The sequence below is a fragment of the Streptomyces sp. NPDC057249 genome, from assembly GCF_042669245.1.
Lineage (GTDB): Bacteria > Actinomycetota > Actinomycetes > Streptomycetales > Streptomycetaceae > Streptomyces.
Genome location: NZ_JBHUXS010000004.1, coordinates 299,057 through 321,877 on the forward strand (window position 1 = coordinate 299,057; position 22,821 = coordinate 321,877).

General features: G+C 71.4%; 22 protein-coding genes. 19 read left to right on the forward strand and 3 right to left on the reverse strand.

Annotation, left to right across the window (positions count from 1 at the left end; genetic code table 11):
- The first annotated feature begins 126 nt into the window (after positions 1-126).
- From pgsA to ACFUJY_RS10160, 15 genes are all read left to right on the forward strand, one after another.
- Positions 127-777 (forward strand): phosphatidylinositol phosphate synthase, encoded by a 651-nt coding sequence (gene pgsA, locus ACFUJY_RS10090; RefSeq protein WP_383297161.1) that lies wholly within the window; start codon positions 127-129, stop codon positions 775-777.
- Positions 774-1,721, forward strand: a complete 948-nt coding sequence (locus ACFUJY_RS10095; RefSeq protein WP_383297164.1) for a phosphatidylinositol mannoside acyltransferase — start codon at positions 774-776, stop codon at positions 1,719-1,721. Before pgsA ends, ACFUJY_RS10095 begins: the two co-directional genes overlap by 4 nt.
- Positions 1,718-2,878: a glycosyltransferase family 4 protein gene (locus tag ACFUJY_RS10100; protein WP_383297166.1), complete on the forward strand. Its 1,161-nt coding sequence runs from the start codon at positions 1,718-1,720 to the stop codon at positions 2,876-2,878. Before ACFUJY_RS10095 ends, ACFUJY_RS10100 begins: the two co-directional genes overlap by 4 nt.
- A 41-nt stretch (positions 2,879-2,919) precedes the next feature.
- Positions 2,920-3,468 carry a membrane protein gene (locus ACFUJY_RS10105; protein WP_018103869.1) on the forward strand — a complete coding sequence of 183 codons (549 nt, stop codon included), beginning with the start codon at positions 2,920-2,922 and terminating at the stop codon, positions 3,466-3,468.
- Between the two features lie 150 nt (positions 3,469-3,618).
- Complete coding sequence (gene pdxS, locus ACFUJY_RS10110; RefSeq protein ID WP_018103870.1) at positions 3,619-4,539, forward strand: pyridoxal 5'-phosphate synthase lyase subunit PdxS; 921 nt, start codon at positions 3,619-3,621, stop codon at positions 4,537-4,539.
- Between the two features lie 6 nt (positions 4,540-4,545).
- A complete protein-coding gene (gene pdxT / locus ACFUJY_RS10115; protein WP_383297170.1) occupies positions 4,546-5,139 on the forward strand; it encodes a pyridoxal 5'-phosphate synthase glutaminase subunit PdxT in 594 nt (197 codons plus the stop codon).
- Between the two features lie 61 nt (positions 5,140-5,200).
- Entirely contained in the window at positions 5,201-5,953 is a 753-nt protein-coding gene (locus tag ACFUJY_RS10120; protein WP_365684162.1) for a YebC/PmpR family DNA-binding transcriptional regulator, read from the forward strand.
- A 131-nt stretch (positions 5,954-6,084) separates the two neighbouring features.
- Positions 6,085-6,654: a crossover junction endodeoxyribonuclease RuvC gene (gene ruvC / locus ACFUJY_RS10125; RefSeq protein WP_383297173.1), complete on the forward strand. Its 570-nt coding sequence runs from the start codon at positions 6,085-6,087 to the stop codon at positions 6,652-6,654.
- Positions 6,651-7,277, forward strand: coding sequence for a Holliday junction branch migration protein RuvA (gene ruvA, locus ACFUJY_RS10130; RefSeq protein WP_383297176.1), 627 nt, complete (start codon positions 6,651-6,653; stop codon positions 7,275-7,277). Before ruvC ends, ruvA begins: the two co-directional genes overlap by 4 nt.
- 77 nt (positions 7,278-7,354) lie before the next feature.
- Complete coding sequence (gene ruvB / locus ACFUJY_RS10135) at positions 7,355-8,428, forward strand: Holliday junction branch migration DNA helicase RuvB (RefSeq protein WP_365684158.1); 1,074 nt, start codon at positions 7,355-7,357, stop codon at positions 8,426-8,428.
- Positions 8,429-8,593: 165 nt separating this feature from the next.
- On the forward strand, positions 8,594-9,037 hold the full coding sequence (gene yajC / locus ACFUJY_RS10140) for a preprotein translocase subunit YajC (protein WP_383297179.1): 444 nt from the start codon (positions 8,594-8,596) through the stop codon (positions 9,035-9,037).
- 145 nt (positions 9,038-9,182) lie between these two features.
- On the forward strand, positions 9,183-10,937 hold the full coding sequence (secD, locus tag ACFUJY_RS10145; RefSeq protein ID WP_383297182.1) for a protein translocase subunit SecD: 1,755 nt from the start codon (positions 9,183-9,185) through the stop codon (positions 10,935-10,937).
- Position 10,938: 1 nt separating this feature from the next.
- The gene (gene secF, locus ACFUJY_RS10150) at positions 10,939-12,042 is read left to right on the forward strand and encodes a protein translocase subunit SecF (protein WP_383297185.1); all 1,104 of its coding nucleotides are present in this window, start codon (positions 10,939-10,941) and stop codon (positions 12,040-12,042) included.
- Positions 12,042-12,593 (forward strand): adenine phosphoribosyltransferase, encoded by a 552-nt coding sequence (locus tag ACFUJY_RS10155; RefSeq protein ID WP_073967794.1) that lies wholly within the window; start codon positions 12,042-12,044, stop codon positions 12,591-12,593. Before secF ends, ACFUJY_RS10155 begins: the two co-directional genes overlap by 1 nt.
- Before the next feature lie 150 nt (positions 12,594-12,743).
- Positions 12,744-15,302 carry a RelA/SpoT family protein gene (locus tag ACFUJY_RS10160; protein ID WP_383297188.1) on the forward strand — a complete coding sequence of 853 codons (2,559 nt, stop codon included), beginning with the start codon at positions 12,744-12,746 and terminating at the stop codon, positions 15,300-15,302.
- A gap of 79 nt (positions 15,303-15,381) precedes the next feature.
- On the opposite strand, the gene ACFUJY_RS10165 is transcribed toward ACFUJY_RS10160, so the two are convergent.
- A complete protein-coding gene (locus ACFUJY_RS10165) occupies positions 15,382-16,611 on the reverse strand; it encodes a DUF349 domain-containing protein (RefSeq protein WP_383297191.1) in 1,230 nt (409 codons plus the stop codon).
- Positions 16,612-16,785: 174 nt separating this feature from the next.
- Positions 16,786-17,580, reverse strand: coding sequence for a peptidylprolyl isomerase (locus ACFUJY_RS10170; protein WP_383297193.1), 795 nt, complete (start codon positions 17,578-17,580; stop codon positions 16,786-16,788).
- A 148-nt stretch (positions 17,581-17,728) separates the two neighbouring features.
- Here ACFUJY_RS10170 and ACFUJY_RS10175 point away from each other — a divergent pair, with 148 nt between their 5' ends.
- The 4 genes from ACFUJY_RS10175 (at position 17,729) to ACFUJY_RS10190 (ending at position 22,071) form a co-directional block, all read left to right on the forward strand.
- On the forward strand, positions 17,729-18,424 hold the full coding sequence (locus tag ACFUJY_RS10175; protein WP_383297195.1) for an MBL fold metallo-hydrolase: 696 nt from the start codon (positions 17,729-17,731) through the stop codon (positions 18,422-18,424).
- Between the two features lie 13 nt (positions 18,425-18,437).
- Complete coding sequence (hisS, locus tag ACFUJY_RS10180; RefSeq protein WP_383297198.1) at positions 18,438-19,700, forward strand: histidine--tRNA ligase; 1,263 nt, start codon at positions 18,438-18,440, stop codon at positions 19,698-19,700.
- Between the two features lie 278 nt (positions 19,701-19,978).
- Positions 19,979-20,614, forward strand: a complete 636-nt coding sequence (locus tag ACFUJY_RS10185; protein ID WP_383297201.1) for a vitamin K epoxide reductase family protein — start codon at positions 19,979-19,981, stop codon at positions 20,612-20,614.
- Between the two features lie 77 nt (positions 20,615-20,691).
- Positions 20,692-22,071 carry a replication-associated recombination protein A gene (locus tag ACFUJY_RS10190; RefSeq protein WP_383297204.1) on the forward strand — a complete coding sequence of 460 codons (1,380 nt, stop codon included), beginning with the start codon at positions 20,692-20,694 and terminating at the stop codon, positions 22,069-22,071.
- A gap of 19 nt (positions 22,072-22,090) precedes the next feature.
- Here the strand turns inward: ACFUJY_RS10190 and ACFUJY_RS10195 are convergent, their stop codons facing one another.
- Entirely contained in the window at positions 22,091-22,792 is a 702-nt protein-coding gene (locus ACFUJY_RS10195; protein WP_383297206.1) for a DUF2470 domain-containing protein, read from the reverse strand.
- Between the last annotated feature and the right edge of the window lie 29 nt (positions 22,793-22,821).

The window sequence follows — 22,821 nt, forward strand, 5'->3', positions numbered from 1 at the left end:
TGGAGGCGCTCCGGCGCCGTGCAGCCGCACGCACCGGCCACCGTTCCCTGATCCGGCCAGGGCCTTCAGCACCCTCCAGCCGGTGGCCGACGGGGTCACGCGGCCCAGCTACCCCTCGGGAAGGCCATGCTGAACAAGTACGCGCGTGCCTTTTTCACGCGTGTCCTCACGCCGTTCGCCGCACTGCTCCTCCGCCTCGGCGTGAGCCCGGACGCGGTCACCCTGATCGGTACGGCCGGGGTGATGGCCGGTGCGCTGGTCTTCTTCCCGATGGGGGAGTTCTTCTGGGGCACGATCGTCATCACGATCTTCGTGTTCTCCGACCTCCTCGACGGGAACATGGCCCGCCAGGCGGGCATCTCCAGCCGGTGGGGCGCCTTCCTGGACTCCACGCTCGACCGGGTCGCCGACGGTGCGATCTTCGGCGGCTTCGCCCTCTGGTACGCGGGCAGCGGCGACGACAACATCCTGTGCGCGGTGGCGATCTTCTGCCTGGCGAGCGGCCAGGTGGTCTCGTACACCAAGGCGCGCGGTGAGTCGATCGGACTGCCGGTGGCCGTCAACGGGCTCGTGGAGCGTGCCGAGCGCCTGGTGATCTCGCTGGTGGCGGCCGGTTTCGCGGGGCTGCACAAGTTCGGGGTGCCGGGCATCCAGGTGCTGCTGCCGATCGCGCTGTGGATCGTCGCCGTGGGCAGCCTGGTGACGCTGGTCCAACGGGTCGTCACCGTGCGCCGTGAGTCCGCCGAGGCGGACGCGGCGGACGCGGCCGGGGAGTGAGCGTGGCCGGCGCCGGCGCGCGGCCCGGCGCGAAGGAGCGGCTGAGCGACGCGCTCTACGGGCTGGGCTGGGCGGCGGTCAAGACGCTGCCCGAACCGGCCGCCCGGGCCCTCTTCCGTACCCTCGCCGACCAGGTGTGGAAGCGGCGCGGCAAGAGCGTGCTGCGGCTCGAGGCCAACCTGAAGCGGGTCGTGCCGGACGCCGATCCGGCCCGGCTGGCCGCCCTGTCGCGGGCCGGCATGCGTTCGTACATGCGCTACTGGATGGAGTCGTTCCGGCTGCCGACGTGGAGTCCGGAGCGGATCAAGGCGTCGATCGACGTCACGGACGCGCACCGGCTGACGGACGGGCTGGACTCGGGGCGCGGGGTGATCCTCGCCCTGCCGCACCTGGGGAACTGGGACCTGGCCGGGGCGTGGGTCACCACGGACCTGAAGGTGCCGTTCACCACGGTCGCCGAGCGGCTGAAGCCGGAATCGCTGTACGACCGGTTCGTCGCCTACCGCGAGGGCCTGGGCATGGAGGTGCTGCCGCACACCGGCGGTGCCGCCTTCGGGACGCTGGCCCGGCGGCTGCGGTCGGGCGGTCTGGTCTGCCTGGTCGCCGACCGCGATCTGTCCTCGTCGGGCATCGAGGTGTCGTTCTTCGGCGATACGGCCCGGATGCCCGCCGGGCCGGCGCTGCTGGCCCAGCAGACCGGTGCGCTGCTGCTGCCGGTGACGCTCTCGTACGACGAGACGCCGGTGATGAAGGCGCGCATCCATCCGCCGGTCGAGGTGCCGGAGTCAGGTGACCGGGCGGGGAAGACGTCTGTGATGACACAGGCCCTGGCCGACGCGTTCGCCGTGGGCATCGCCGAGCACCCGGAGGACTGGCACATGCTGCAACGGCTCTGGCTCGCCGACCTCGAACCGCGCGCGGACCGGAGCGGAGACCCGACGTGAAGATCGGCATCGTCTGCCCGTACTCCTGGGACGTCCCGGGCGGGGTGCAGTTCCACATCCGCGACCTGGCCGAGCACCTGATCCGGCTCGGTCACGAGGTGTCCGTGCTGGCCCCGGCCGACGACGAGACTCCGCTGCCGCCGTACGTGGTCTCCGCGGGCCGGGCCGTGCCGGTGCCGTACAACGGCTCGGTGGCCCGGCTGAACTTCGGGTTCCTGTCGGCGGCCCGGGTACGGCGCTGGCTGCACGAGGGCACGTTCGACGTCATCCACATCCACGAGCCGACCTCGCCGTCGCTGGGCCTGCTGACCTGCTGGGCGGCGCAGGGCCCGATCGTCGCCACGTTCCACACGTCCAACCCGCGGTCCCGGGCGATGATCGCCGCGTACGCGATCCTCCAGGCGGCGCTGGAGAAGATCAGCGCGCGGATCGCGGTCAGCGAGTACGCCCGCCGGACCCTGGTCGAGCACTTGGGCGGCGACGCGGTGGTCATCCCGAACGGGGTGGACGTCGACTTCTTCGCGCGGGCCGAGCCCCGGCCCGAGTGGCAGGGCGGCACGATCGGCTTCATCGGCCGCATCGACGAGCCCCGCAAGGGCCTGCCCGTGCTGATGCGCGCGCTGCCCGCGATCCTCGCCGCCCGCCCGGAGACCCGGCTGCTGGTGGCCGGCCGGGGCGACGAGGAGGAGGCCGTCGCCTCGCTGCCGAAGGAGATGCGCTCGCGCGTGGAGTTCCTCGGCATGGTGAGCGACGAGGACAAGGCGCGGCTGCTGCGCAGCGTCGATCTGTACGTGGCCCCCAACACCGGGGGCGAGAGCTTCGGGATCATCCTGGTCGAGGCCATGTCGGCGGGCGCGCCGGTCCTCGCCAGCGACCTGGACGCCTTCGCGCAGGTCCTGGACCAGGGCGCGGCGGGCGAGCTGTTCGCCAACGAGAACGCGGACGCGCTGGCGGAGGCGGCGATCCGGCTGCTGGGCGACCCGGAGCGGCGGGCCGGGCTGCGCGAGCGGGGGAGCGCCCATGTGCGGCGCTTCGACTGGTCGACGGTCGGCGCGGACATCCTCGCGGTGTACGAGACGGTGACGGACGGCGCCGCCTCGGTCGCGGCCGACGAACGCACGGGGCTGCGGGCCCGGTTCGGGGCGGCCCGCGAGTAACCGGCCGGGCGAGGGGCCCGGCCCCGGTAGCCTTGCCGCCCGTGACCGTAACCCTCATCATCTGGGCCGTCGTGGTGCTCGTCGCGATCGGCCTCTACCTCAGCTGGACGGCCGGCCGCCTCGACCGGCTGCACACCCGCATCGACGCGGCCCGGGCCGCCCTCGACGCGCAACTGCTGCGCCGGGCCTCGGTCACCCAGGAGCTCGCCACCTCGGGCGTCCTCGATCCGGCCGCGTCCATCGTGCTGTACGAGGCCGCGCACGCCGCGAGGCAGTCGCCGGAGGACCACCGCGAGGTCGCCGAGAGCGAGCTGAGCACCGCCCTGCGCGCGGTGTTCGGCGAGAGCGCGCAGGTGGAGGCGGTCCGGGAGATCCCCGGCGGCCAGGAGGCGGCGTCCGAGCTGGCGGCGGCGGTGCGGCGGGTGCCGATGGCGCGCCGCTTCCACAACGACGCGGTCCGGGCGGCGCGGGCGCTGCGCCGGCACCGTACGGTGCGGTGGTTCCGGCTGGCGGGGCACGCGCCGTTCCCGCTGGCGTTCGAGATGGACGACGAGCCGCCGGTGGCCCTGGCGGACCGGCCGGGCAGCTGACGGACAGTGCCCCGTCCCCGTACGCGGGGGCGGGGGCGAAAACGATCCACCGGCCTCCTATTGGCCCTTGCTGTGGACTGGTGCCGGGGCGTTTGCTCGGGACTGCGTCATTCGGCGCGTCCGCATCCGCTCCCCCCAGTGAGGTCACCCGTGTCCACGCTTCCCAGCACCCCTCAGTCCGCCGACGCCCCGGCCACCGGCACCGCCCGCGTCAAGCGCGGCATGGCCGAGCAGCTCAAGGGCGGCGTGATCATGGACGTCGTCAACGCCGAGCAGGCGAAGATCGCCGAGGACGCGGGCGCCGTGGCCGTCATGGCCCTGGAGCGGGTGCCGGCCGACATCCGCAAGGACGGCGGCGTGGCCCGGATGTCCGACCCGAACATGATCGAGGAGATCATCGAGTCGGTGTCCATCCCGGTGATGGCCAAGTCCCGCATCGGCCACTTCGTGGAGGCGCAGGTCCTCCAGTCCCTCGGCGTCGACTACATCGACGAGTCGGAGGTCCTGACCCCGGCGGACGAGGTCAACCACAGCGACAAGTTCGCCTTCACCACCCCGTTCGTCTGCGGCGCCACCAACCTGGGCGAGGCGCTGCGCCGCATCGCCGAGGGCGCCGCCATGATCCGCTCCAAGGGCGAGGCGGGCACCGGCAACGTCGTGGAGGCCGTCCGCCACCTGCGCCAGATCAAGAACGAGATCGCCCGGCTGCGCGGCTACGACAACAACGAGCTGTACGCCGCCGCCAAGGACCTGCGCGCCCCCTACGAGCTGGTCAAGGAGGTCGCGGAGCTGGGCAAGCTGCCCGTCGTCCTGTTCTCCGCGGGCGGCGTCGCCACCCCGGCCGACGCGGCCCTGATGCGCCAGCTCGGTGCCGAGGGGGTCTTCGTCGGCTCCGGGATCTTCAAGTCCGGCGACCCGGCCAAGCGTGCCGCCGCCATCGTGAAGGCCACCACCTTCTACGACGACCCGAAGATCATCGCGGACGCCTCCCGGAACCTGGGCGAGGCCATGGTCGGCATCAACTGCGACACGCTGCCCGAGGCCGAGCGCTACGCCAACCGCGGCTGGTAGTCACCGATGAACGACACCCCTGTGATCGGAGTCCTGGCCCTCCAGGGCGACGTACGGGAACACCTGATCGCCCTGGCCTCGGCGGACGCCCTGGCCAGGCCGGTCCGGCGTCCCGAGGAACTGGCCGAGGTGGACGGCCTGGTCCTGCCCGGCGGCGAGTCCACCACCATGTCCAAGCTGGCCGCCCTGTTCGGCATGCTGGACCCCCTGCGCGAGCGGATCGCGGCCGGGATGCCGGTGTACGGCACCTGCGCCGGGATGATCCTGCTCGCCGACAAGATCCTCGATCCCCGGTCCGGCCAGGAGACGCTGGGCGGCATCGACATGATCGTGCGCCGTAACGCTTTCGGGCGGCAGAACGAGTCCTTCGAGGCGGCCGTCGACGTCGCCGGGATCGACGGCGGACCGGTCGAGGGCGTCTTCATCCGGGCCCCCTGGGTCGAGTCGGTGGGCGCCGGCGCGAGGGTGATCGCCGAGCACGGCGGTCACATCGTGGCCGTACGGCAGGACAACGCCCTCGCCACGTCGTTCCACCCGGAACTGACCGGCGATCACCGGCTCCACGCGTACTTCACCGAGATGGTGCGCGCGGCCGGGTGACTCGATCCCGGTAGGATCTCTCGGGTTCGTACGGAATTTGGTGACGCGAAGGAGAAGGCAGATGTCCGGCCACTCTAAATGGGCTACGACGAAGCACAAGAAGGCCGTGATTGACGCCAAGCGCGGCAAGCTCTTCGCGAAGCTGATCAAGAACATCGAGGTCGCGGCCCGCACCGGCGGTGTGGACCCCGAGGGCAACCCGACCCTCGTGGACGCGATCCAGAAGGCGAAGAAGAGTTCGGTCCCGAACAAGAACATCGACTCCGCGGTCAAGCGCGGTGGCGGTCTCGAAGCGGGCGGCGTCGACTACCAGACGATCATGTACGAGGGTTACGGCCCCAACGGTGTCGCGGTGCTCATCGAGTGCCTCACCGACAACCGCAACCGTGCCGCGTCCGACGTCCGGGTCGCCATGACCCGCAACGGCGGCTCGATGGCCGACCCGGGTTCCGTCTCGTACCTCTTCAACCGCAAGGGCGTCGTCATCGTCCCCAAGGGCGAGCTGACCGAGGACGACGTGCTCGGCGCCGTCCTCGAAGCGGGCGCCGAGGAGGTCAACGACCTCGGCGACACCTTCGAGGTCGTCAGCGAGGCCACCGACATGGTCGCGGTCCGCACCGCGCTCCAGGAGGCGGGCATCGACTACGACTCGGCCGAGGCCAACTTCCTGCCCACCATGCAGGTCGACCTGGACGAGGAGGGCGCCCGCAAGATCTTCAAGCTGATCGACGCCCTGGAGGACAGCGACGACGTGCAGAACGTCTTCGCCAACTTCGACGTCAGCGACGAGGTCATGGCGAAGGTCGACGCCTGAACCGCGTGTGACACAGCCGTTGCGGACGGGCCGGCGGGGGACACACCCCGCCGGCCCGCCGCATTGTCGGTGCCGACCGATAGCCTGCTGAACCAGTGGAACAGTTGACCGATCGGCAGGGAGGGGCGACCGTGCGCGTGCTCGGCGTGGACCCGGGACTGACCCGGTGCGGGGTCGGCGTCGTCGAGGGCGTCGCGGGCCGCCCGCTCACCATGCTCGGCGTGGGCGTCGTGCGCACCCCGGCCGACGCGGAGCTCGGCCACCGCCTGGTGGCCGTCGAGCGCGGCATCGAGGATTGGCTGGACGAGCACCGCCCCGACTGCGTCGCGGTGGAGCGGGTCTTCGCCCAGCACAACGTGCGTACGGTGATGGGCACCGCCCAGGCCAGCGCGATCGCCATGCTCTGCGCCGCCCGGCGCGGCCTCCCGGTCGCCCTGCACACGCCCAGCGAGGTCAAGGCCGCCGTCTCCGGCAGCGGACGCGCCGACAAGGCGCAGGTGGGAGCCATGGTGACCCGGCTCCTGCGGCTGGACGCCCCGCCGAAGCCGGCCGACGCCGCGGACGCCCTGGCGCTCGCCATCTGCCACATCTGGCGCGCCCCGGCCGTCAACCGGCTCCAGCAGGCGCACGCCGCGGCCGCCGCCCGCACCCCGCGCGTCCCGCGCACCGCAGCCGTACCCGTCCGGAAGGTCCCCCGATGATCGCCTTCGTCACCGGCCCCGTCGCCGCGCTCGCCCCGACCACGGCCGTCATCGAGGTCGGCGGCATCGGCATGGCCGTCCAGTGCGCCCCCAACACGCTGGCCGCCCTGCGCGTCGGCCAGGAGGCCAGGCTCGCCACCTCACTCGTCGTCCGCGAGGACTCGCTGACCCTCTACGGCTTCGCCGACGACGACGAGCGGCAGGTCTTCGAACTGCTCCAGACCGCCAGCGGCGTCGGCCCCCGGCTCGCCCAGGCCATGCTGGCCACGCACACCCCGGACGCCCTGCGGCTCGCCGTGGCCACCGGTGACGAGAAGGCGCTCACCGCGGTCTCCGGCATCGGCAAGAAGGGCGCCCAGAAGCTCCTGCTGGAACTGAAGGACCGGCTCGGCGAACCGGTCGGCGCCCACGCCCCCGGCCAGGGCATCGGCACCCCCGTCTCCGCCTCCTGGCGCGACCAGCTCCAGGCCGCCCTGATCGGCCTCGGCTACGCCACCCGCGAGGCCGACGAGGCGGTCGCCGCCGTCGCTCCCCAGGCCGAGGAAGCCCTCGCCGCCGGGGGCCGGGCGCCCGTGCCGCAGCTGCTGCGCGCCGCCCTCCAGACCCTCAACCGGGCGCGCTGAGCGGCACGGGCCACCCTTCTCCGCCCGGCCGGCCACCCCCGGCAGGGACACCGATACAGCCGAGGTTGATAGACGAGATGAACTGGGACGACACCGGCGCCGGTACGGACGACCGGCTCGACGAGCGGCTGGTCGACGCCGGCGCGGACGGCGACGACACCGCGGTCGAGGCCGCGCTGCGCCCCAAGGACCTGGACGAGTTCGTCGGCCAGGAGAAGGTCCGCGAACAGCTCGACCTGGTCCTCAAGGCCGCCCGCGCCCGCGGTGCCACCGCCGACCACGTCCTGCTCTCCGGCGCCCCCGGCCTGGGCAAGACCACCCTCTCCATGATCATCGCGGCGGAGATGAACGCCCCGATCCGGATCACCTCGGGACCGGCCATCCAGCACGCCGGCGACCTCGCGGCGATCCTCTCCTCGCTCCAGGAGGGCGAGGTGCTGTTCCTGGACGAGATCCACCGCATGTCCCGGCCCGCCGAGGAGATGCTGTACATGGCCATGGAGGACTTCCGGGTCGACGTCATCGTCGGCAAGGGCCCCGGCGCCACCGCGATCCCGCTGGAGCTTCCCCCCTTCACGCTGGTCGGCGCCACCACCCGGGCCGGGCTGCTGCCGCCCCCGCTGCGCGACCGCTTCGGCTTCACCGGGCACATGGAGTTCTACGCCCCCGCCGAGCTGGAACGGGTGATCCACCGCTCCGCCCGCCTGCTCGACGTCGAGCTGGACGCCGAGGGCGCCGCCGAGATCGCCGGGCGCTCCCGGGGCACGCCCCGCATCGCGAACCGGCTGCTGCGGCGCGTACGGGACTACGCCCAGGTCAAGGCCGACGGCCGGATCGACCGCGAGGTCGCCTCGGCGGCCCTCGGGGTGTACGAGGTCGACGCCCGGGGCCTGGACCGGCTGGACCGGGCGGTGCTCGGGGCGCTGCTCAAGCTCTTCGGCGGCGGCCCGGTGGGCCTGTCCACGCTCGCGGTCGCCGTGGGGGAGGAGCGCGAGACCGTCGAGGAGGTCGCCGAGCCCTTCCTCGTACGGGAAGGGCTGCTGGCCAGGACGCCGCGCGGACGGGTCGCCACCCCGGCCGCCTGGGCCCATCTGGGACTGGTTCCGCCGCAGCACGGCGTAACGGGACAACAGGGCCTGTTCGGGGCGTGATGCGTCACAGGTTGACCGGAAGCGGAACCACGGTGCCATGCTGGGCGTTGTTCCATCGATGCGGACTCGCTTAGACTCCGCCGATGCCGCCCGTAAAGGGTCGGTGTACCCACCCCCGTAGACCAGGCCGTTCTCCAGTGCGGTCGTGCGAAGGAAATTCGTCCCGTGAATCCCGTGACTCTCCTCCCCTTCATCGTGCTCATCGGGGCCATGTTCCTGATGACGCGGTCCGCCAAGAAGAAGCAGGCGGCGGCTGCGGCCATGCGCAACGAGATGCAGCCCGGCACCGGCGTCCGCACGATCGGGGGCATGTACGCCACCGTCAAGGAGCTTCACGACGACACGGTCCTCCTTGAGGTCGCCCCCGGCGTCCACGCCGTGTACGCGAAGAACGCGATCGGTGCCGTCCTGGACGACGCGGAGTACAACCGCATCGTCCACGGCGACGACCCGGAGCTCGACGTCGACGGCGCGGTCGTGCCCGACGACGCCTCCTCGCTGACCGAGGCCGACGACGCCAAGACCGACCTGGTCAAGAAGACCGACTCGGACGACGACGCCGAGGCCGCGGACGACAAGAAGTCCGACGGCGAGGCCGACGCGAAGTAGCACACCGCTACCCGGGGATGCCGTGAGCCCGCAGGCGTCCGGCACCCCGGTGTGTGTGCCTTCGCGGGGGCGGGTCCCCACTTAACTTCGTGGCCGCTTGGGCGCATACCCGGCGCGGGGCGGTTGGACAGGGAGAAACGACAAGGTGGCAGCACCGAAGAAGGGCCGAGGCGCGGCCGGTGGTCAGGGGAAGCCAGGGCGTTCCCTGGCGCTGATCCTGATCGCCATGGTCGCCCTCACGGGCGGGATGTTCCTGGCCGACCAGCCGACGCCGCGACTCGGCATCGACCTGGCCGGCGGCACCTCCATCACGCTGGAGGCCAAGGCCGAGCCGGGCCAGGAACAGGCGATCAACAAGACCAACATGGACACCGCGGTCGAGATCATGAACCGCCGCGTCAACGGTCTTGGGGTCAGCGAGGCCGAGGTCCAGACCCAGGGCAACAGCAACATCATCGTCAACATCCCCAAGGGCACGAACTCCGCCCAGGCCAGGGAGCAGGTCGGCACCACCGCCAAGCTGTACTTCCGGCCGGTGCTGACCGTCGCCCCGGGAACGCCCACTCCCGAGCCCAGCGCCTCGCCCTCCGGCAAGGCCAGCACCTCGCCCTCGCCGAAGGCGTCCGCCTCCGAGAAGGCGACGGACGGCGACAAGGCCGCCGACCCCTCCTCGACGCCGACCGCGTCCGCCACCACTCAGGGCCGCGCGGTCACCGGAGCCCTGAAGGCCGACTCCTCGCCGTCGCCGAAGGCCAGTGACAAGCCCAAGGCCGACGCGTCCGCGTCCGCCGAGGACCAGGCGGCCGCCGCCAAGCTGCAGAAGCAGTTCGAGTCGCTCGACTGCTCCAGCAAGGCGTCCCGCTCCAAGGCCGCCCAGGGCAGCAAGGCCGGCGACACCGTCGTGGCCTGCAGCCAGGAGGGCGACATGAAGTACGTCCTCGGCCCGGCCGAGGTGTCCGGCACCGAGGTCGACAGCGCCAAGGCCGCCTTCGACCAGCAGCGCGGCATGTGGATCGTCCAGATGGAGTTCTCCGGCAAGGGCTCCAAGCAGTTCCAGACGATCACCAAGAAGCTCTCCACGCAGCAGGAGCCGCAGAACCAGTTCGCCATCGCGCTGGACGGCGAGGTCGTCTCCGCCCCCCGCGTCAGCGAGCAGCTGAGCGGCAGCGCCGAGATCTCCGGCAGCTTCAACCAGGACAGCGCCGAGGCCCTGGCCAACCAGCTCTCCTACGGTGCGCTGCCGCTCTCCTTCAAGGAGCAGAGCGTCACCACCGTCACCGCCGCGCTCGGTGGCGAGCAGCTGCGGGCCGGGCTCATCGCCGGCGCCATCGGCCTCGCCCTCGTGGTCGTCTACCTGGTGGCCTACTACCGCGGCCTGGCGTTCATCGCCCTGCTCAGCCTCCTGGTCTCCGGCATCCTCAGCTACACGATCATGTCGCTGCTTGGCCCCGCCATCGGCTTCGCGCTGAACCTGCCCGCCGTCTGCGGTGCCATCGTGGCCATCGGTATCACCGCCGACTCCTTCATCGTGTACTTCGAACGCGTACGGGACGAGATCCGCGAGGGCCGTACGCTGCGCCCCGCCGTGGAACGCGGCTGGCCGCGCGCCCGGCGCACCATCCTGGTCTCCGACTTCGTGTCGTTCCTCGCCGCCGCCGTGCTCTTCGTGGTGACCGTCGGCAAGGTCCAGGGCTTCGCGTTCACGCTGGGTCTCACCACCCTGCTCGACGTCGTCGTGGTGTTCTTCTTCACCAAGCCGCTCATGACGATCATGGCCCGCAAGAAGTTCTTCGCCGGCGGCCACCCGTGGTCCGGCCTGGACCCGAAGCGCCTCGGCGCCAAGCCGCCGCTGCGCCGCTCCCGCCGTGTCAACGCCCCCACCGAACCGAAGGAGGCGTGAGATGTCGCGACTCGGGAATCTCGGCGCCCGTCTCTACCGAGGCGAGGTCGGCTACGACTTCATCGGCAAGCGCAAGATCTGGTACGGCGTCTCCGTCCTGATCACCATCACGGCCATCCTCGGCCTGGTGGTCAGCGGCCTGAACATGGGCATCGAGTTCAAGGGCGGTGCGGTCTTCACCACCCCGAAGACGAGCGTGTCCGTCTCCGAGGCGGAGGACCTGGCCACGGAGGCCTCCGGGCACCAGGCCATCGTCCAGAAGCTCGGCAGCGGCGGTCTGCGCATCCAGATCACCGAGGTCGACACCAAGAAGTCCGACGAGATCCAGGACAAGCTCGCCAAGGACCTCGACGTCCCGCGCGAGAAGATCGCGGCCGACCTCGTCGGTCCCAGCTGGGGCGAGCAGATCGCCAACAAGGCGTGGACCGGCCTCGGCGTCTTCATGATCCTGGTCGTCATCTACCTGGCCATCGCCTTCGAGTGGCGGATGGCGGTGGCGGCCCTCATCGCGCTGATCCACGACATCACCATCACGGTCGGTGTCTACGCCCTGGTCGGCTTCGAGGTCACCCCGGGCACCGTGATCGGTCTGCTGACCATCCTCGGTTACTCCCTCTACGACACGGTCGTCGTCTTCGACAGCCTCAAGGAGGGCACGAAGGGGATCACCAAGCAGACCCGGTGGACGTACAGCGACGTCGCCAACCGCTCCATCAACAGCACGCTGGTCCGCTCGATCAACACCACCGTCGTCGCCCTGCTGCCGGTCGCCGGTCTGCTGTTCATCGGCGGCGGCGTCCTCGGCGCCGGCATGCTGAACGACATCTCGCTCGCCCTCTTCGTCGGCCTCGCGGCCGGTGCGTACTCCTCGATCTTCATCGCCACCCCGCTGGTCGCCGACCTCAAGGAAGGCGAGCCGCAGATGAAGGCGCTGAAGAAGCGGGTCCTCGCCAAGCGCGCGGCCGCCGCCGCCAAGGGCGAGGCCACCGAGGCCGAGCAGGCCGAGCTGGACGGGGCCGACCACGAGGACACCGCCCCCGCCGGGGCGGTCGTCGGTCAGCGCCGGGAGCCCAGGGGCCACGGCCGTACCCCGGGGAAGCACTGATGACCAGCACCACCGACAGCACCAGGGAGCTCCTGCTCAGCCGCATCCGTGACGTGGCGGACTACCCGAAGCCGGGCGTGATGTTCAAGGACATCACCCCGCTGCTCGCGGACCCGGTCGCCTTCACGGCCCTCACCGACGCCCTCGCGGAACTGTGCCTGCGGCACGGCGCCACGAAGATCGTCGGCCTGGAGGCCCGCGGCTTCATCCTGGCCGCCCCCGTCGCGGTCCGGGCCGGACTCGGCTTCGTACCGGTCCGCAAGGCCGGGAAGCTGCCCGGGGCCACGCTCAGCCAGGCGTACGAGCTGGAGTACGGCACCGCCGAGATCGAGATCCACGCGGAGGACCTGTCCGCCGACGACCGGATCATGGTCATCGACGACGTGCTCGCCACCGGAGGCACCGCCGACGCGTCCCTGGAGCTCATCCGGCGGGCCGGCGCCCAGGTCGCCGGGGTCGCCGTCCTCATGGAGCTGGGCTTCCTGGCCGGCCGGGCCCGCCTGGCCGACAGCCTGCGCGGGGCCCCGCTGGAGGCCCTGATCACGGTCTGAGGACCTGCCGCACCGACACCGACGGGCACCCGGGAACAACCGGGTGCCCGTCGGCGTTGTGGGGGCTCTCACGGTCCCCGGGGGAGGACCGGCCGCCGGGTCGTTACGATGGCCCTTCCGGGTGTGTCCGGATTCGCACGAGGAGCGCTCTTGCCAGACGAGGCCCAGCCAGTCGCCGCCCCGCAGCCCGACGAGCCCGCGGCGGCCTCCGCCACGCCCGCGAAGCAGCAGCCCGCGGAGAAGCCGAAGCCTCCGGCGCCCCAGCCCGGCACGGGCCCGGCGCCCGCCGAGGCCAACGGCCCCGCGCCTGCTTCGCCGGTCCAGCCGGCCGCGCCCGCCCCGACCGCCCCCAAGCCCCCCGCGAAGCCCGCCGCCGGGTCCACCTCGCCCACCGGCCCGGCCTCCCGCTCCGGCGGTTCCTCCAACCGCGTCCGGGCCCGGCTCGCCCGCCTCGGCGTGCAGCGCTCCAGCCCGTACAACCCGGTCCTCGAACCGCTGCTGCGGATCGTCCGCGGCAACGACGCCAAGACCGAGACCGCCACGCTGCGCCAGATCGAGCGGGCCTACCAGGTCGCCGAGCGCTGGCACCGCGGCCAGAAGCGCAAGAGCGGCGACCCGTACATCACGCACCCGCTCGCCGTCACCACGATCCTCGCCGAACTGGGCATGGACCCGGCCACCCTGATGGCCGGGCTGCTGCACGACACGGTCGAGGACACCGAGTACGGCCTGGACACCCTGCGCCGCGACTTCGGCGACCAGGTCGCCCTGCTGGTCGACGGCGTCACCAAGCTGGACAAGGTGAAGTTCGGTGAGGCGGCGCAGGCCGAGACCGTGCGCAAGATGGTCGTCGCTATGGCGAAGGACCCGCGCGTCCTGGTCATCAAGCTCGCCGACCGGCTGCACAACATGCGCACCATGCGGTACCTCAAGCGGGAGAAGCAGGAGAAGAAGGCCCGCGAGACGCTGGAGATCTACGCCCCGCTTGCCCACCGCCTGGGCATGAACACCATCAAATGGGAGCTGGAGGACCTCGCCTTCGCGATCCTCTACCCGAAGATGTACGACGAGATCGTGCGGCTGGTGGCCGAGCGCGCGCCCAAGCGCGACGAATACCTCGCCGTCGTCACCGACGAGGTCCAGGCGGACCTGCGCGCCGCCCGCATCAAGGCCACCGTCACCGGACGGCCCAAGCACTACTACAGCGTCTACCAGAAGATGATCGTGCGGGGCCGCGACTTCGCCGAGATCTACGACCTGGTGGGCATCCGGGTCCTCGTGGACACCGTCCGCGACTGCTACGCGGCGCTGGGCACCGTGCACGCGCGATGGAATCCGGTCCCCGGCCGGTTCAAGGACTACATCGCGATGCCCAAGTTCAACATGTACCAGTCACTGCACACCACGGTGATCGGCCCCAGCGGCAAGCCCGTCGAGCTCCAGATCCGCACGTTCGACATGCACCGCCGCGCCGAGTACGGCATCGCCGCGCACTGGAAGTACAAGCAGGAGGCCGTCGCGGGCGCCTCCAAGGTGCGCACCGACGTCCCCAAGAACAGCGGGCGCGGCCAGGACACCGTGAACGACATGGCGTGGCTCCGCCAGCTCCTGGACTGGCAGAAGGAGACCGAGGACCCCAGCGAGTTCCTGGAGTCGCTGCGCTTCGACCTCTCGCGCAACGAGGTCTTCGTCTTCACGCCCAAGGGCGACGTCATAGCGCTGCCGGCCGGGGCCACCCCGGTCGACTTCGCGTACGCCGTCCACACGGAGGTCGGCCACCGCACGATAGGAGCACGGGTCAACGGCCGGCTCGTGCCGCTGGAGTCCACGCTCGACAACGGCGACCTGGTGGAGGTCTTCACCTCGAAGGCGGCCGGTGCCGGGCCCTCCCGCGACTGGCTGGGCTTCGTCAAGTCGCCCCGGGCCCGCAACAAGATCCGCGCCTGGTTCTCCAAGGAGCGCCGCGACGAGGCGATCGAGCAGGGCAAGGACGCCATCGCGCGGGCCATGCGCAAGCAGAACCTGCCGATCCAGCGCATCCTCACCGGTGACTCGCTGGTCACCCTGGCCCATGAGATGCGCTACCCCGACATCTCGTCCCTGTACGCCGCGATCGGCGAGGGCCACGTCGCCGCGGCGGGCGTCGTGCAGAAGCTGGTGCAGGCCCTCGGCGGCGAGGACGCGGCCAACGAGGACCTGGAGGAGAGCACCCCGCCCTCCCGCAGCCGCACCAAGCGCCGCTCCAACGCCGATCCCGGGGTCGTCGTCAAGGGCGTCGACGACGTGTGGGTCAAGCTCGCCCGCTGTTGTACCCCCGTGCCCGGCGACCCGATCATCGGCTTCGTCACCCGGGGCAGCGGCGTCTCCGTGCACCGCGCCGACTGCGTGAACGTCGACTCGCTCTCCCAGCAGCCGGAACGGATTCTGGACGTCGAGTGGGCGCCCACCCAGTCCTCGGTCTTCCTGGTCGCCATCCAGGTCGAGGCCCTGGACCGCTCCCGGCTCCTGTCGGACGTCACCCGGGTCCTCTCCGACCAGCACGTCAACATCCTGTCCGCGGCCGTGCAGACCTCCCGCGACCGGGTGGCCACCTCGCGCTTCACCTTCGAGATGGGCGACCCGAAGCACCTCGGCCACGTCCTGAAGGCGGTACGGGGCGTGGAGGGCGTCTACGACGTCTACCGGGTGACCTCGGCCCGCCGGCCGTAGCCCGCGCCCATGAGAGAGGGCCCCTTCCGCACGTGCGGAAGGGGCCCTCTCTCATGGCGCACGGAGCACGGGAGCCGGATCAGCCGCCGAACTCCTCCAGGCCCTTGAGCGCCTGGTCGAGCAGCGCCTGCCGGCCCTCCAGCTCACGGGCCAGCTTGTCGGCACGGGCGTTGTTGCCCGAGGCACGGGCGGCGTCGATCTGGCCGCGCAGCTTGTCCACGGCGGCCTGGAGCTGACCGGTCAGACCCGCGGCGCGGGCCCGCGCCTCCGGGTTCGTCCGGCGCCACTCGGCCTCCTCGGCCTCCTGGAGCGCCCGCTCCACCGCCTGCATCCGCCCCTCGACCTTCGGGCGGGCGTCACGCGGTACGTGGCCGATGGCCTCCCAGCGCTCGTTGATGCCCCGGAACGCGGCCCTGGCCGCCTTCAGGTCCCGCACCGGCAGCAGCTTCTCGGCCTCGTCGGCGAGCTCCTCCTTCAGCTTGAGGTTCTCGCCCTGCTCCGCGTCGCGCTCCGCGAAGACCTCGCCACGGGCGGCGAAGAAGACGTCCTGGGCACCGCGGAAACGGTTCCACAGCTCGTCCTCGGCCTCGCGCTGGGCGCGGCCCGCCGCCTTCCACTGGGTCATCAGGTCGCGGTACCGGGCGGCCGTCGCCCCCCAGTCCGTGGACCCGGAGAGCGCCTCGGCCTCCACGACCAGCTTCTCCTTGACCTTGCGGGCCTCCTCGCGCTGGGCGTCCAGCGAGGCGAAGTGGGCCTTGCGGCGCTTGGAGAACGCCGAGCGGGCGTGCGAGAAGCGGTGCCACAGCTCGTCGTCGGACTTGCGGTCGAGCCTGGGCAGGCCCTTCCACGTGTCGACGAGGGCGCGCAGCCGCTCGCCCGCGGAGCGCCACTGCTCGCTCTGCGCCAGCTCCTCGGCCTCGGCGACCAGGGCCTCCTTGGCGTGCTTCGCCTCGTCGGCCTGCTTCGCCTTCTGGGCCTTGCGCTCCTCGCGCCGCGAATCGACCGTCGCGACGAGCGCGTCCAGCCGCTTGCGCAGCGCGTCCAGGTCGCCGACGGCGTGGTGCTCGTCGACCTGGGTGCGCAGGTGCTCGATGGCGGTCGTCGCGTCCTTCGCGGACAGATCGGTGGTCTTCACCCGCCGTTCGAGGAGGCCGATCTCGACCACAATGCCCTCGTACTTGCGCTCGAAGTAGGCCAGGGCCTCCGCCGGTGAACCGGCCTGCCACGATCCGACGACCTGCTCGCCGTCGGCTGTACGCACGTACACGGTGCCCGTCTCATCGACACGGCCCCACGGGTCGCTGCTCACAGCGCCTCCTCCACCTGATGCCCGTGAGGGGGTCGCCCCCCCTGGCATCGTCCACAGTTTCCTGGGGCGGGCACCGCCCGCCCTGCACGACGCCAATCTAGGCGACGGGCCGCCCGGCTGTCCGCACTCAGCACGGCTGGATTTATTCGCCGCCCGGCGGGCCCGCCCCCGGAATCACACCTTGTCGACGGTCAGCTTCGAGATGTTCACGGCCTTCTTCGGCGCACCGTCGGGGCCGCCGCCCTCCACCCCGGCCTTGCCGACGGCCGCCACGGTCTTCAGCGACTTCGCGTCCATCGTGCCGAACGGCGTGTACGTGGGCGGCAGCTTGCTGTCCTTGTAGACCAGGAAGAACTGGCTCCCGCCGGTGTGCGCCTGACCGGTGTTGGCCATCGCCACCGTGCCCGCCGGGTACGTCACCGAGCCGTCCGCGCCCGCCTTGCCCAGGGCGGTCAGGTTCTCGTCGGGGATCGTGTAGCCCGGACCGCCCGTGCCGTCGCCCTTGGGGTCGCCGCACTGGAGGACGTAGATGTTCTCCGTGGTCAGCCGGTGGCACTTGGTGCCGTCGAAGAACTTCTTGTCGGCCAGCGACTTGAAGGAGTTCGTCGTGTGCGGGGTCTTCGACGCGTCCATGGTGAACGCGATGTCGCCCTGGCTCGTCTTGAGCGACATCGTGTACTCGGCCTTCTTGTCGATCTTCATCGCCGGCTCGGGCTTCGCCTCCTCCGTGGGGGAGGGCGACGCCTCGGCGGACGGGCTCTGGCTCGCCGCCGCGTCCGTCTTGTCCTTGTCGTCGTCCCCGCTGGTGGCGAGGTACGTCGCGCCGCCGATGACCGCCACCACGGCGACGGCCGAGGTGATGGCGAGCGTCAGCCGCCTCGTGCGGCGCCGGGCGTCCTCCCGGCGCCGCTGCTGCCGCTCGTACTTCTCCCGGGCGAGCTGCCGCCGCCGCTGATCGCTGGTGACCACCGGGTGTCTCCTTGTACGTCGTGTGTTCGGGCCTGGGTCGCCCCGTACGGTATATGGGTTAGCTGTGGAATGAGGAGCGCCGGTAGGCTCTGAACTGCTGTGACCTCACGGTCGCTCTTCCGCGCAGGACTACCGATTGAGGACGATCGTGCTGATTGCCGGGTTCCCCGCCGGGGCCTGGGGGACCAACTGTTACCTGGTCGCCCCCGCCGCGGGTGAGGAGTGCGTGATCATCGACCCGGGCCACCAGGCCGCCGCCGGAGTCGAGGAGACGCTGAGGAAGCATCGGCTCAAGCCCGTCGCCGTCGTCCTCACGCACGGCCACATCGACCACGTCGCCTCGGTCGTCCCGGTGTGCGGCGCACACGACGTCCCCGCCTGGATCCACCCCGAGGACCGCTACATGATGAGCGACCCGGAGAAGGCCCTCGGCCGCTCCATCGGGATGCCGCTCATGGGTGAGCTGACGGTGGGCGAGCCGGACGACGTCCAGGAGCTGACCGACGGCGCCCGGCTGAGCCTCGCGGGCATGGAGTTCGGCGTCTCGCACGCGCCCGGCCATACCAAGGGGTCGGTGACGTTCAGGATGCCCGAGACCCCGGAGGTCCCCCCGGTCCTCTTCTCGGGCGACCTGCTCTTCGCCGGCTCCGTCGGACGCACCGACCTGCCCGGCGGCGACCACGCCGAGCTCCTCGAGTCGCTGGCCCGCGTGTGCCTGCCGCTCGACGACTCGACCGTGGTGCTGTCCGGCCACGGCCCCCAGACGACCATCGGCCGCGAGCGCGCCACCAACCCGTTTCTGACCGGGATGACCGGTGCGGACGCGCCCCGACGAGGAATGTAACGAGAGCGGAATCGTGAGCACCTTCAAGGCCCCCAAGGGCACGTACGACCTGACCCCGCCGGACTCCGCGAAGTTCCTGGCGGTGCGCGAGGCGATCGCCGCCCCGCTGAAGAACTCCGGCTACGGCTACATCGAGACCCCCGGCTTCGAGGACGTGGCCCTCTTCTCCCGCGGTGTCGGCGAGTCCACGGACATCGTCACCAAGGAGATGTACACCCTCACCACCAAGGGCGGCTCCCAGCTCGCCCTGCGCCCCGAGGGCACCGCGTCGGTGCTCCGCGCGGCCCTGGAGGCCAACCTCCACAAGCTGGGCAACCTGCCGGTCAAGCTCTGGTACTCCGGCTCGTACTACCGCTACGAGCGTCCGCAGAAGGGCCGCTACCGCCACTTCTCGCAGGTCGGGGCCGAGGCCATCGGCGCCGAGGACCCGGCGCTCGACGCCGAGCTGATCATCCTCGCCGACCAGGCGTACCGCGCGCTGGGCCTGCGCGAGTTCCGCATCCTGCTGAACTCGCTGGGCGACAAGGAGTGCCGTCCCGTCTACCGGGACGCGCTCCAGGGCTTCCTGCGCGAGCTGGACCTGGACGAGGAGACCCGCCGGCGCATCGAGATCAACCCGCTGCGCGTCCTCGACGACAAGCGCCCCGAGGTCCAGAAGCAGCTGACCGGCGCCCCGGTGCTGCGCGACTTCCTGTGCGACGCGTGCAAGGCGTACCACGAGCAGGTCCGCGACCTGCTCAACGAGGCCGGTGTGATCTACGAGGACGACGAGAAGCTGGTCCGCGGCCTCGACTACTACACGCGCACGACGTTCGAGTTCGTGCACGACGGTCTCGGCTCGCAGTCCGCGGTGGGCGGCGGCGGCCGTTACGACGGGCTCTCCGAGATGATCGGCGGCCCGGCGCTCCCGTCGGTGGGCTGGGCGCTCGGCGTGGACCGCACGGTCCTCGCCCTGGAGGCCGAGGGCATCGAGCTGGACCTGCCCTCCGCCACCAGCGTCTTCGCGGTCCCGCTCGGCGAGGAGGCGCGCCGGGTCCTGTTCGGAGTCGTCACCCGGCTGCGCCGGGAGGGCGTGGCCGCGGACTTCGCGTTCGGCGGCCGGGGGCTGAAGGGCGCGATGAAGAGCGCCAACCGCTCGGCCGCCCGGTTCACGATCGTGGCCGGCGAGCGCGACCTGGCCGAGGGCCACGTGCAGCTCAAGGACATGGAGTCCGGCGAGCAGACGCCGGTCCCCGTCTCCGACGTGGTCGAGACGGTCCGCGCCCGCCTGGCGTGAGGCGTGCCGGGGGCGGGCGGTGCGCTCGCCCCCTCGCGCGTCAACGCGGTGACCGCGGATTCATCCCGCACGGTGATTCCGTCCATGCGGGATGTGACGCCGGCGGGAGGGCCGGGCGGGGCGCGACGGCCTCTCCCCGGGCTGCGGGGACCGGGATCCGCTTCCGGCCGGCCTGCCGCGTCGGGCCCGTCTTTTATGCGCATCGAACGGAAGAGCGGCCGAGTCGTACGGCACAATGACCCTGCCCCAGCAGGCTACTCAGTGACGGAAACGGCGATATGACGACTGCAGCGGTTGACCATCCCTCCTCCGACCAGGACGAGAGGGGCGGGAAGCGGACGATCGGCGGCAGCCGGGCGCTGGCCATCCTGCTCATGATCACGGGCGCCGCCGGAACGCTCGCCGCATGGGTCATCACGCTCGACAAGCTCAAGATGATGGAGGACCCCTCCTTCGTCCCCGGCTGCAGCCTCAACCCCGTGGTCGCCTGCGGCAACATCATGAAGAGCGAGCAGGCGTCCGCCTTCGGCTTCCCGAACCCGTGGCTCGGCATGGTCACCTACCCGGTCATCATCGGGATCGGCCTGGCCCTGCTCGCCGGAGCCCGCTTCCGCCCCTGGTACTGGCTCGGCATGAACGCGGGCACGCTGTTCGGTGTCGGCTTCTGCACCTGGCTCCAGTACCAGTCGCTGTACAACATCAACTCGCTGTGCCTGTGGTGCTGCCTGGCCTGGGTCGCCACCATCTTCATGTTCTGCTACGTCACGACGCACAACATCCGGCACGGGATCATCCCCGCGCCCTCCTGGCTGCGCAACGGCCTCACCGAGTTCCACTGGGTGCCGCCGGTGCTGTGGATCGGCATCATCGGCATGCTGGTCCTGACCCGCTGGTGGGACTTCTGGACCAGCTGACCCGGCCCGCCCCCGCGGCTCCGGGCCGGGCCACCGGCCCGGCCGCGTTGTCAGTGCGGTGACATAGGCTTCGAGACGTGGAGCCCGACCTTTTCACCGCCGCTGCCGAAGACCGCCAGGAGAAGGACCCGTCCAGCAGCCCGCTGGCCGTCCGGATGCGTCCGCGTACGCTGGACGAGGTCGTCGGCCAGCAGCATCTCCTCAAGCCGGGCTCGCCCCTGCGCCGTCTGGTCGGCGAGAGCGGCGGCGGACCGGCCGGCCCCTCCTCGGTCATCCTCTGGGGCCCGCCCGGCATCGGCAAGACCACCCTCGCGTACGTGGTCAGCAAGGCGACGAACAAGCGGTTCGTGGAGCTCTCCGCGATCACCGCGGGCGTCAAGGAAGTGCGCGCCGTCATCGAGGGCGCCCGCCGCGCCACCGGGGGCTACGGCAAGGAGACCGTCCTCTTCCTGGACGAGATCCACCGATTCTCCAAGGCCCAGCAGGACTCCCTGCTCCCCGCCGTCGAGAACCGCTGGGTCACCCTGATCGCCGCGACCACGGAGAATCCGTACTTCTCCGTCATCTCCCCGCTCCTCTCGCGTTCGCTGCTGCTGACGCTGGAGCCCCTGACCGACGACGACCTGCGCGGTCTGCTGCGCCGCGCCCTCACCGACGAGCGCGGTCTCGCCGGCGCGGTGACCCTCCCGGAGGAGGCCGAGGAGCACCTGCTGCGCATCGCCGGGGGTGATGCCCGCCGTGCGCTGACCGCCCTGGAGGCCGCCGCCGGGGCCGCGCTGTCCAAGCAGGAGGAGGAGATCACGCTCCTCACCCTGGAGGAGACCGTCGACCGGGCGGCCGTGAAGTACGACCGCGACGGCGACCAGCACTACGACGTGGCCAGCGCCCTGATCAAGTCCATCCGGGGCTCCGACGTGGACGCGGCCCTGCATTACCTGGCCCGCATGATCGAGGCGGGGGAGGACCCGAGGTTCATCGCCCGGCGGCTGATGATCTCGGCCAGCGAGGACATCGGCCTCGCCGACCCGACGGCGCTGCCCACCGCGGTCGCGGCCGCCCAGGCGGTGGCCCTGATCGGCTTCCCCGAGGCGGCGCTCACCCTCAGCCACGCCACCATCGCCCTGGCCCTCGCCCCCAAGTCCAACGCGGCGACGCTGGCGATCTCCGCCGCCCGCGAGGACATCCGCAAGGGGCTGGCCGGCCCGGTCCCGGCCCATCTCCGCGACGGCCACTACAAGGGCGCGGCCAAGCTGGGCCACGCCCAGGGCTACGTCTACCCGCACGACGTGCCCGGCGGCATCGCCGCCCAGCAGTACGCGCCGGACGCGGTGAGCGACAAGCAGTACTACCGCCCCACCCGCTACGGCGCCGAGGCGCGGTACGCGGACGTGGTGGACCGGGTCAGGGAGCGGCTGGGCCGGACGGACGGCGAGGACGGGACGGGCCCCCCGGCCTGAAGGGCCGGGCGCGTGCTCCTCAGCGGACGGCGGCCGCGAAGAGCGTGTGCATGGCGTGGCTGAGTTCCACCACGTCCCGCACCGGCCGGGGGAACTCGAAGCGCGCGTCGAAGCAGTTGCCGCCCCGCTCCCGGAAGCGCACCCGCAGCCCGAGCCGGTCCAGGGCCAGGGGCACCACGTCCGGCCGGTGCTCGGCGCAGGTGCACACGGCCCGCTCGCCGAGGAGTCCGCACAGCCCCGCCAGCTCCTCGCCGTGTGCCGCGTACAGATGCTGGAGCAGGTCCGTCTCGTGCGCGGCCAGCGGGTCGGGGGAGGCGTCCCGGAAGGCGTCCGCCTCGACGCCCTCCGTTCCCCAGAGGTCGTCGATGTGCGCCTCGTCCGTCTCCAGGCGCAGCATCGTGCGGCCGGGTCCCGCCATCCCGGGGACGGCGGTCAGCCAGCCGCTGACGCGGGCCCGGCCCCGGATACGGTGGGGGACCGCGACCGGAGCGACGTCCGTGATCTCCAGCACGGCCCGCAGCTCGTCGTCCTGGGCGTGCGTCGCGGCCCGCACGGCCGGGGAGTCCGCGGGGAATTCGAGGAACAGGTCGCCGTCCGGGCCGACGCCCCGGGACAGCGGCATGAGCTGGTCCGAGCCCGCCGCTTCGAGCCCGGGAACGAGCAGTACCGCGGAGCAGGTACTCTGTACGAGAGTTCGTGTGCGCTCGGCTGCTGACGGCATCCGTGTGATTTCAAGCCCGCTGGGACGCG

What these genes read in the sequence shown, in the direction of transcription:
- ACFUJY_RS10185 (WP_383297201.1), top strand. Translation starts at nt 19,979, where the DNA reads ATGACGACTGCAGCGGTTGACCATCCCTCCTCCGACCAGGACGAGAGG.
- pdxT (WP_383297170.1), top strand. Translation starts at nt 4,546, where the DNA reads ATGAACGACACCCCTGTGATCGGAGTCCTGGCCCTCCAGGGCGACGTA.
- ruvB (WP_365684158.1), top strand. Translation starts at nt 7,355, where the DNA reads ATGAACTGGGACGACACCGGCGCCGGTACGGACGACCGGCTCGACGAG.
- ruvA (WP_383297176.1), top strand. Translation starts at nt 6,651, where the DNA reads ATGATCGCCTTCGTCACCGGCCCCGTCGCCGCGCTCGCCCCGACCACG.
- ACFUJY_RS10155 (WP_073967794.1), top strand. Translation starts at nt 12,042, where the DNA reads ATGACCAGCACCACCGACAGCACCAGGGAGCTCCTGCTCAGCCGCATC.
- ACFUJY_RS10120 (WP_365684162.1), top strand. Translation starts at nt 5,201, where the DNA reads ATGTCCGGCCACTCTAAATGGGCTACGACGAAGCACAAGAAGGCCGTG.
- secF (WP_383297185.1), top strand. Translation starts at nt 10,939, where the DNA reads ATGTCGCGACTCGGGAATCTCGGCGCCCGTCTCTACCGAGGCGAGGTC.
- ACFUJY_RS10195 (WP_383297206.1), bottom strand. Translation starts at nt 22,792, where the DNA reads ATGCCGTCAGCAGCCGAGCGCACACGAACTCTCGTACAGAGTACCTGC.
- pgsA (WP_383297161.1), top strand. Translation starts at nt 127, where the DNA reads ATGCTGAACAAGTACGCGCGTGCCTTTTTCACGCGTGTCCTCACGCCG.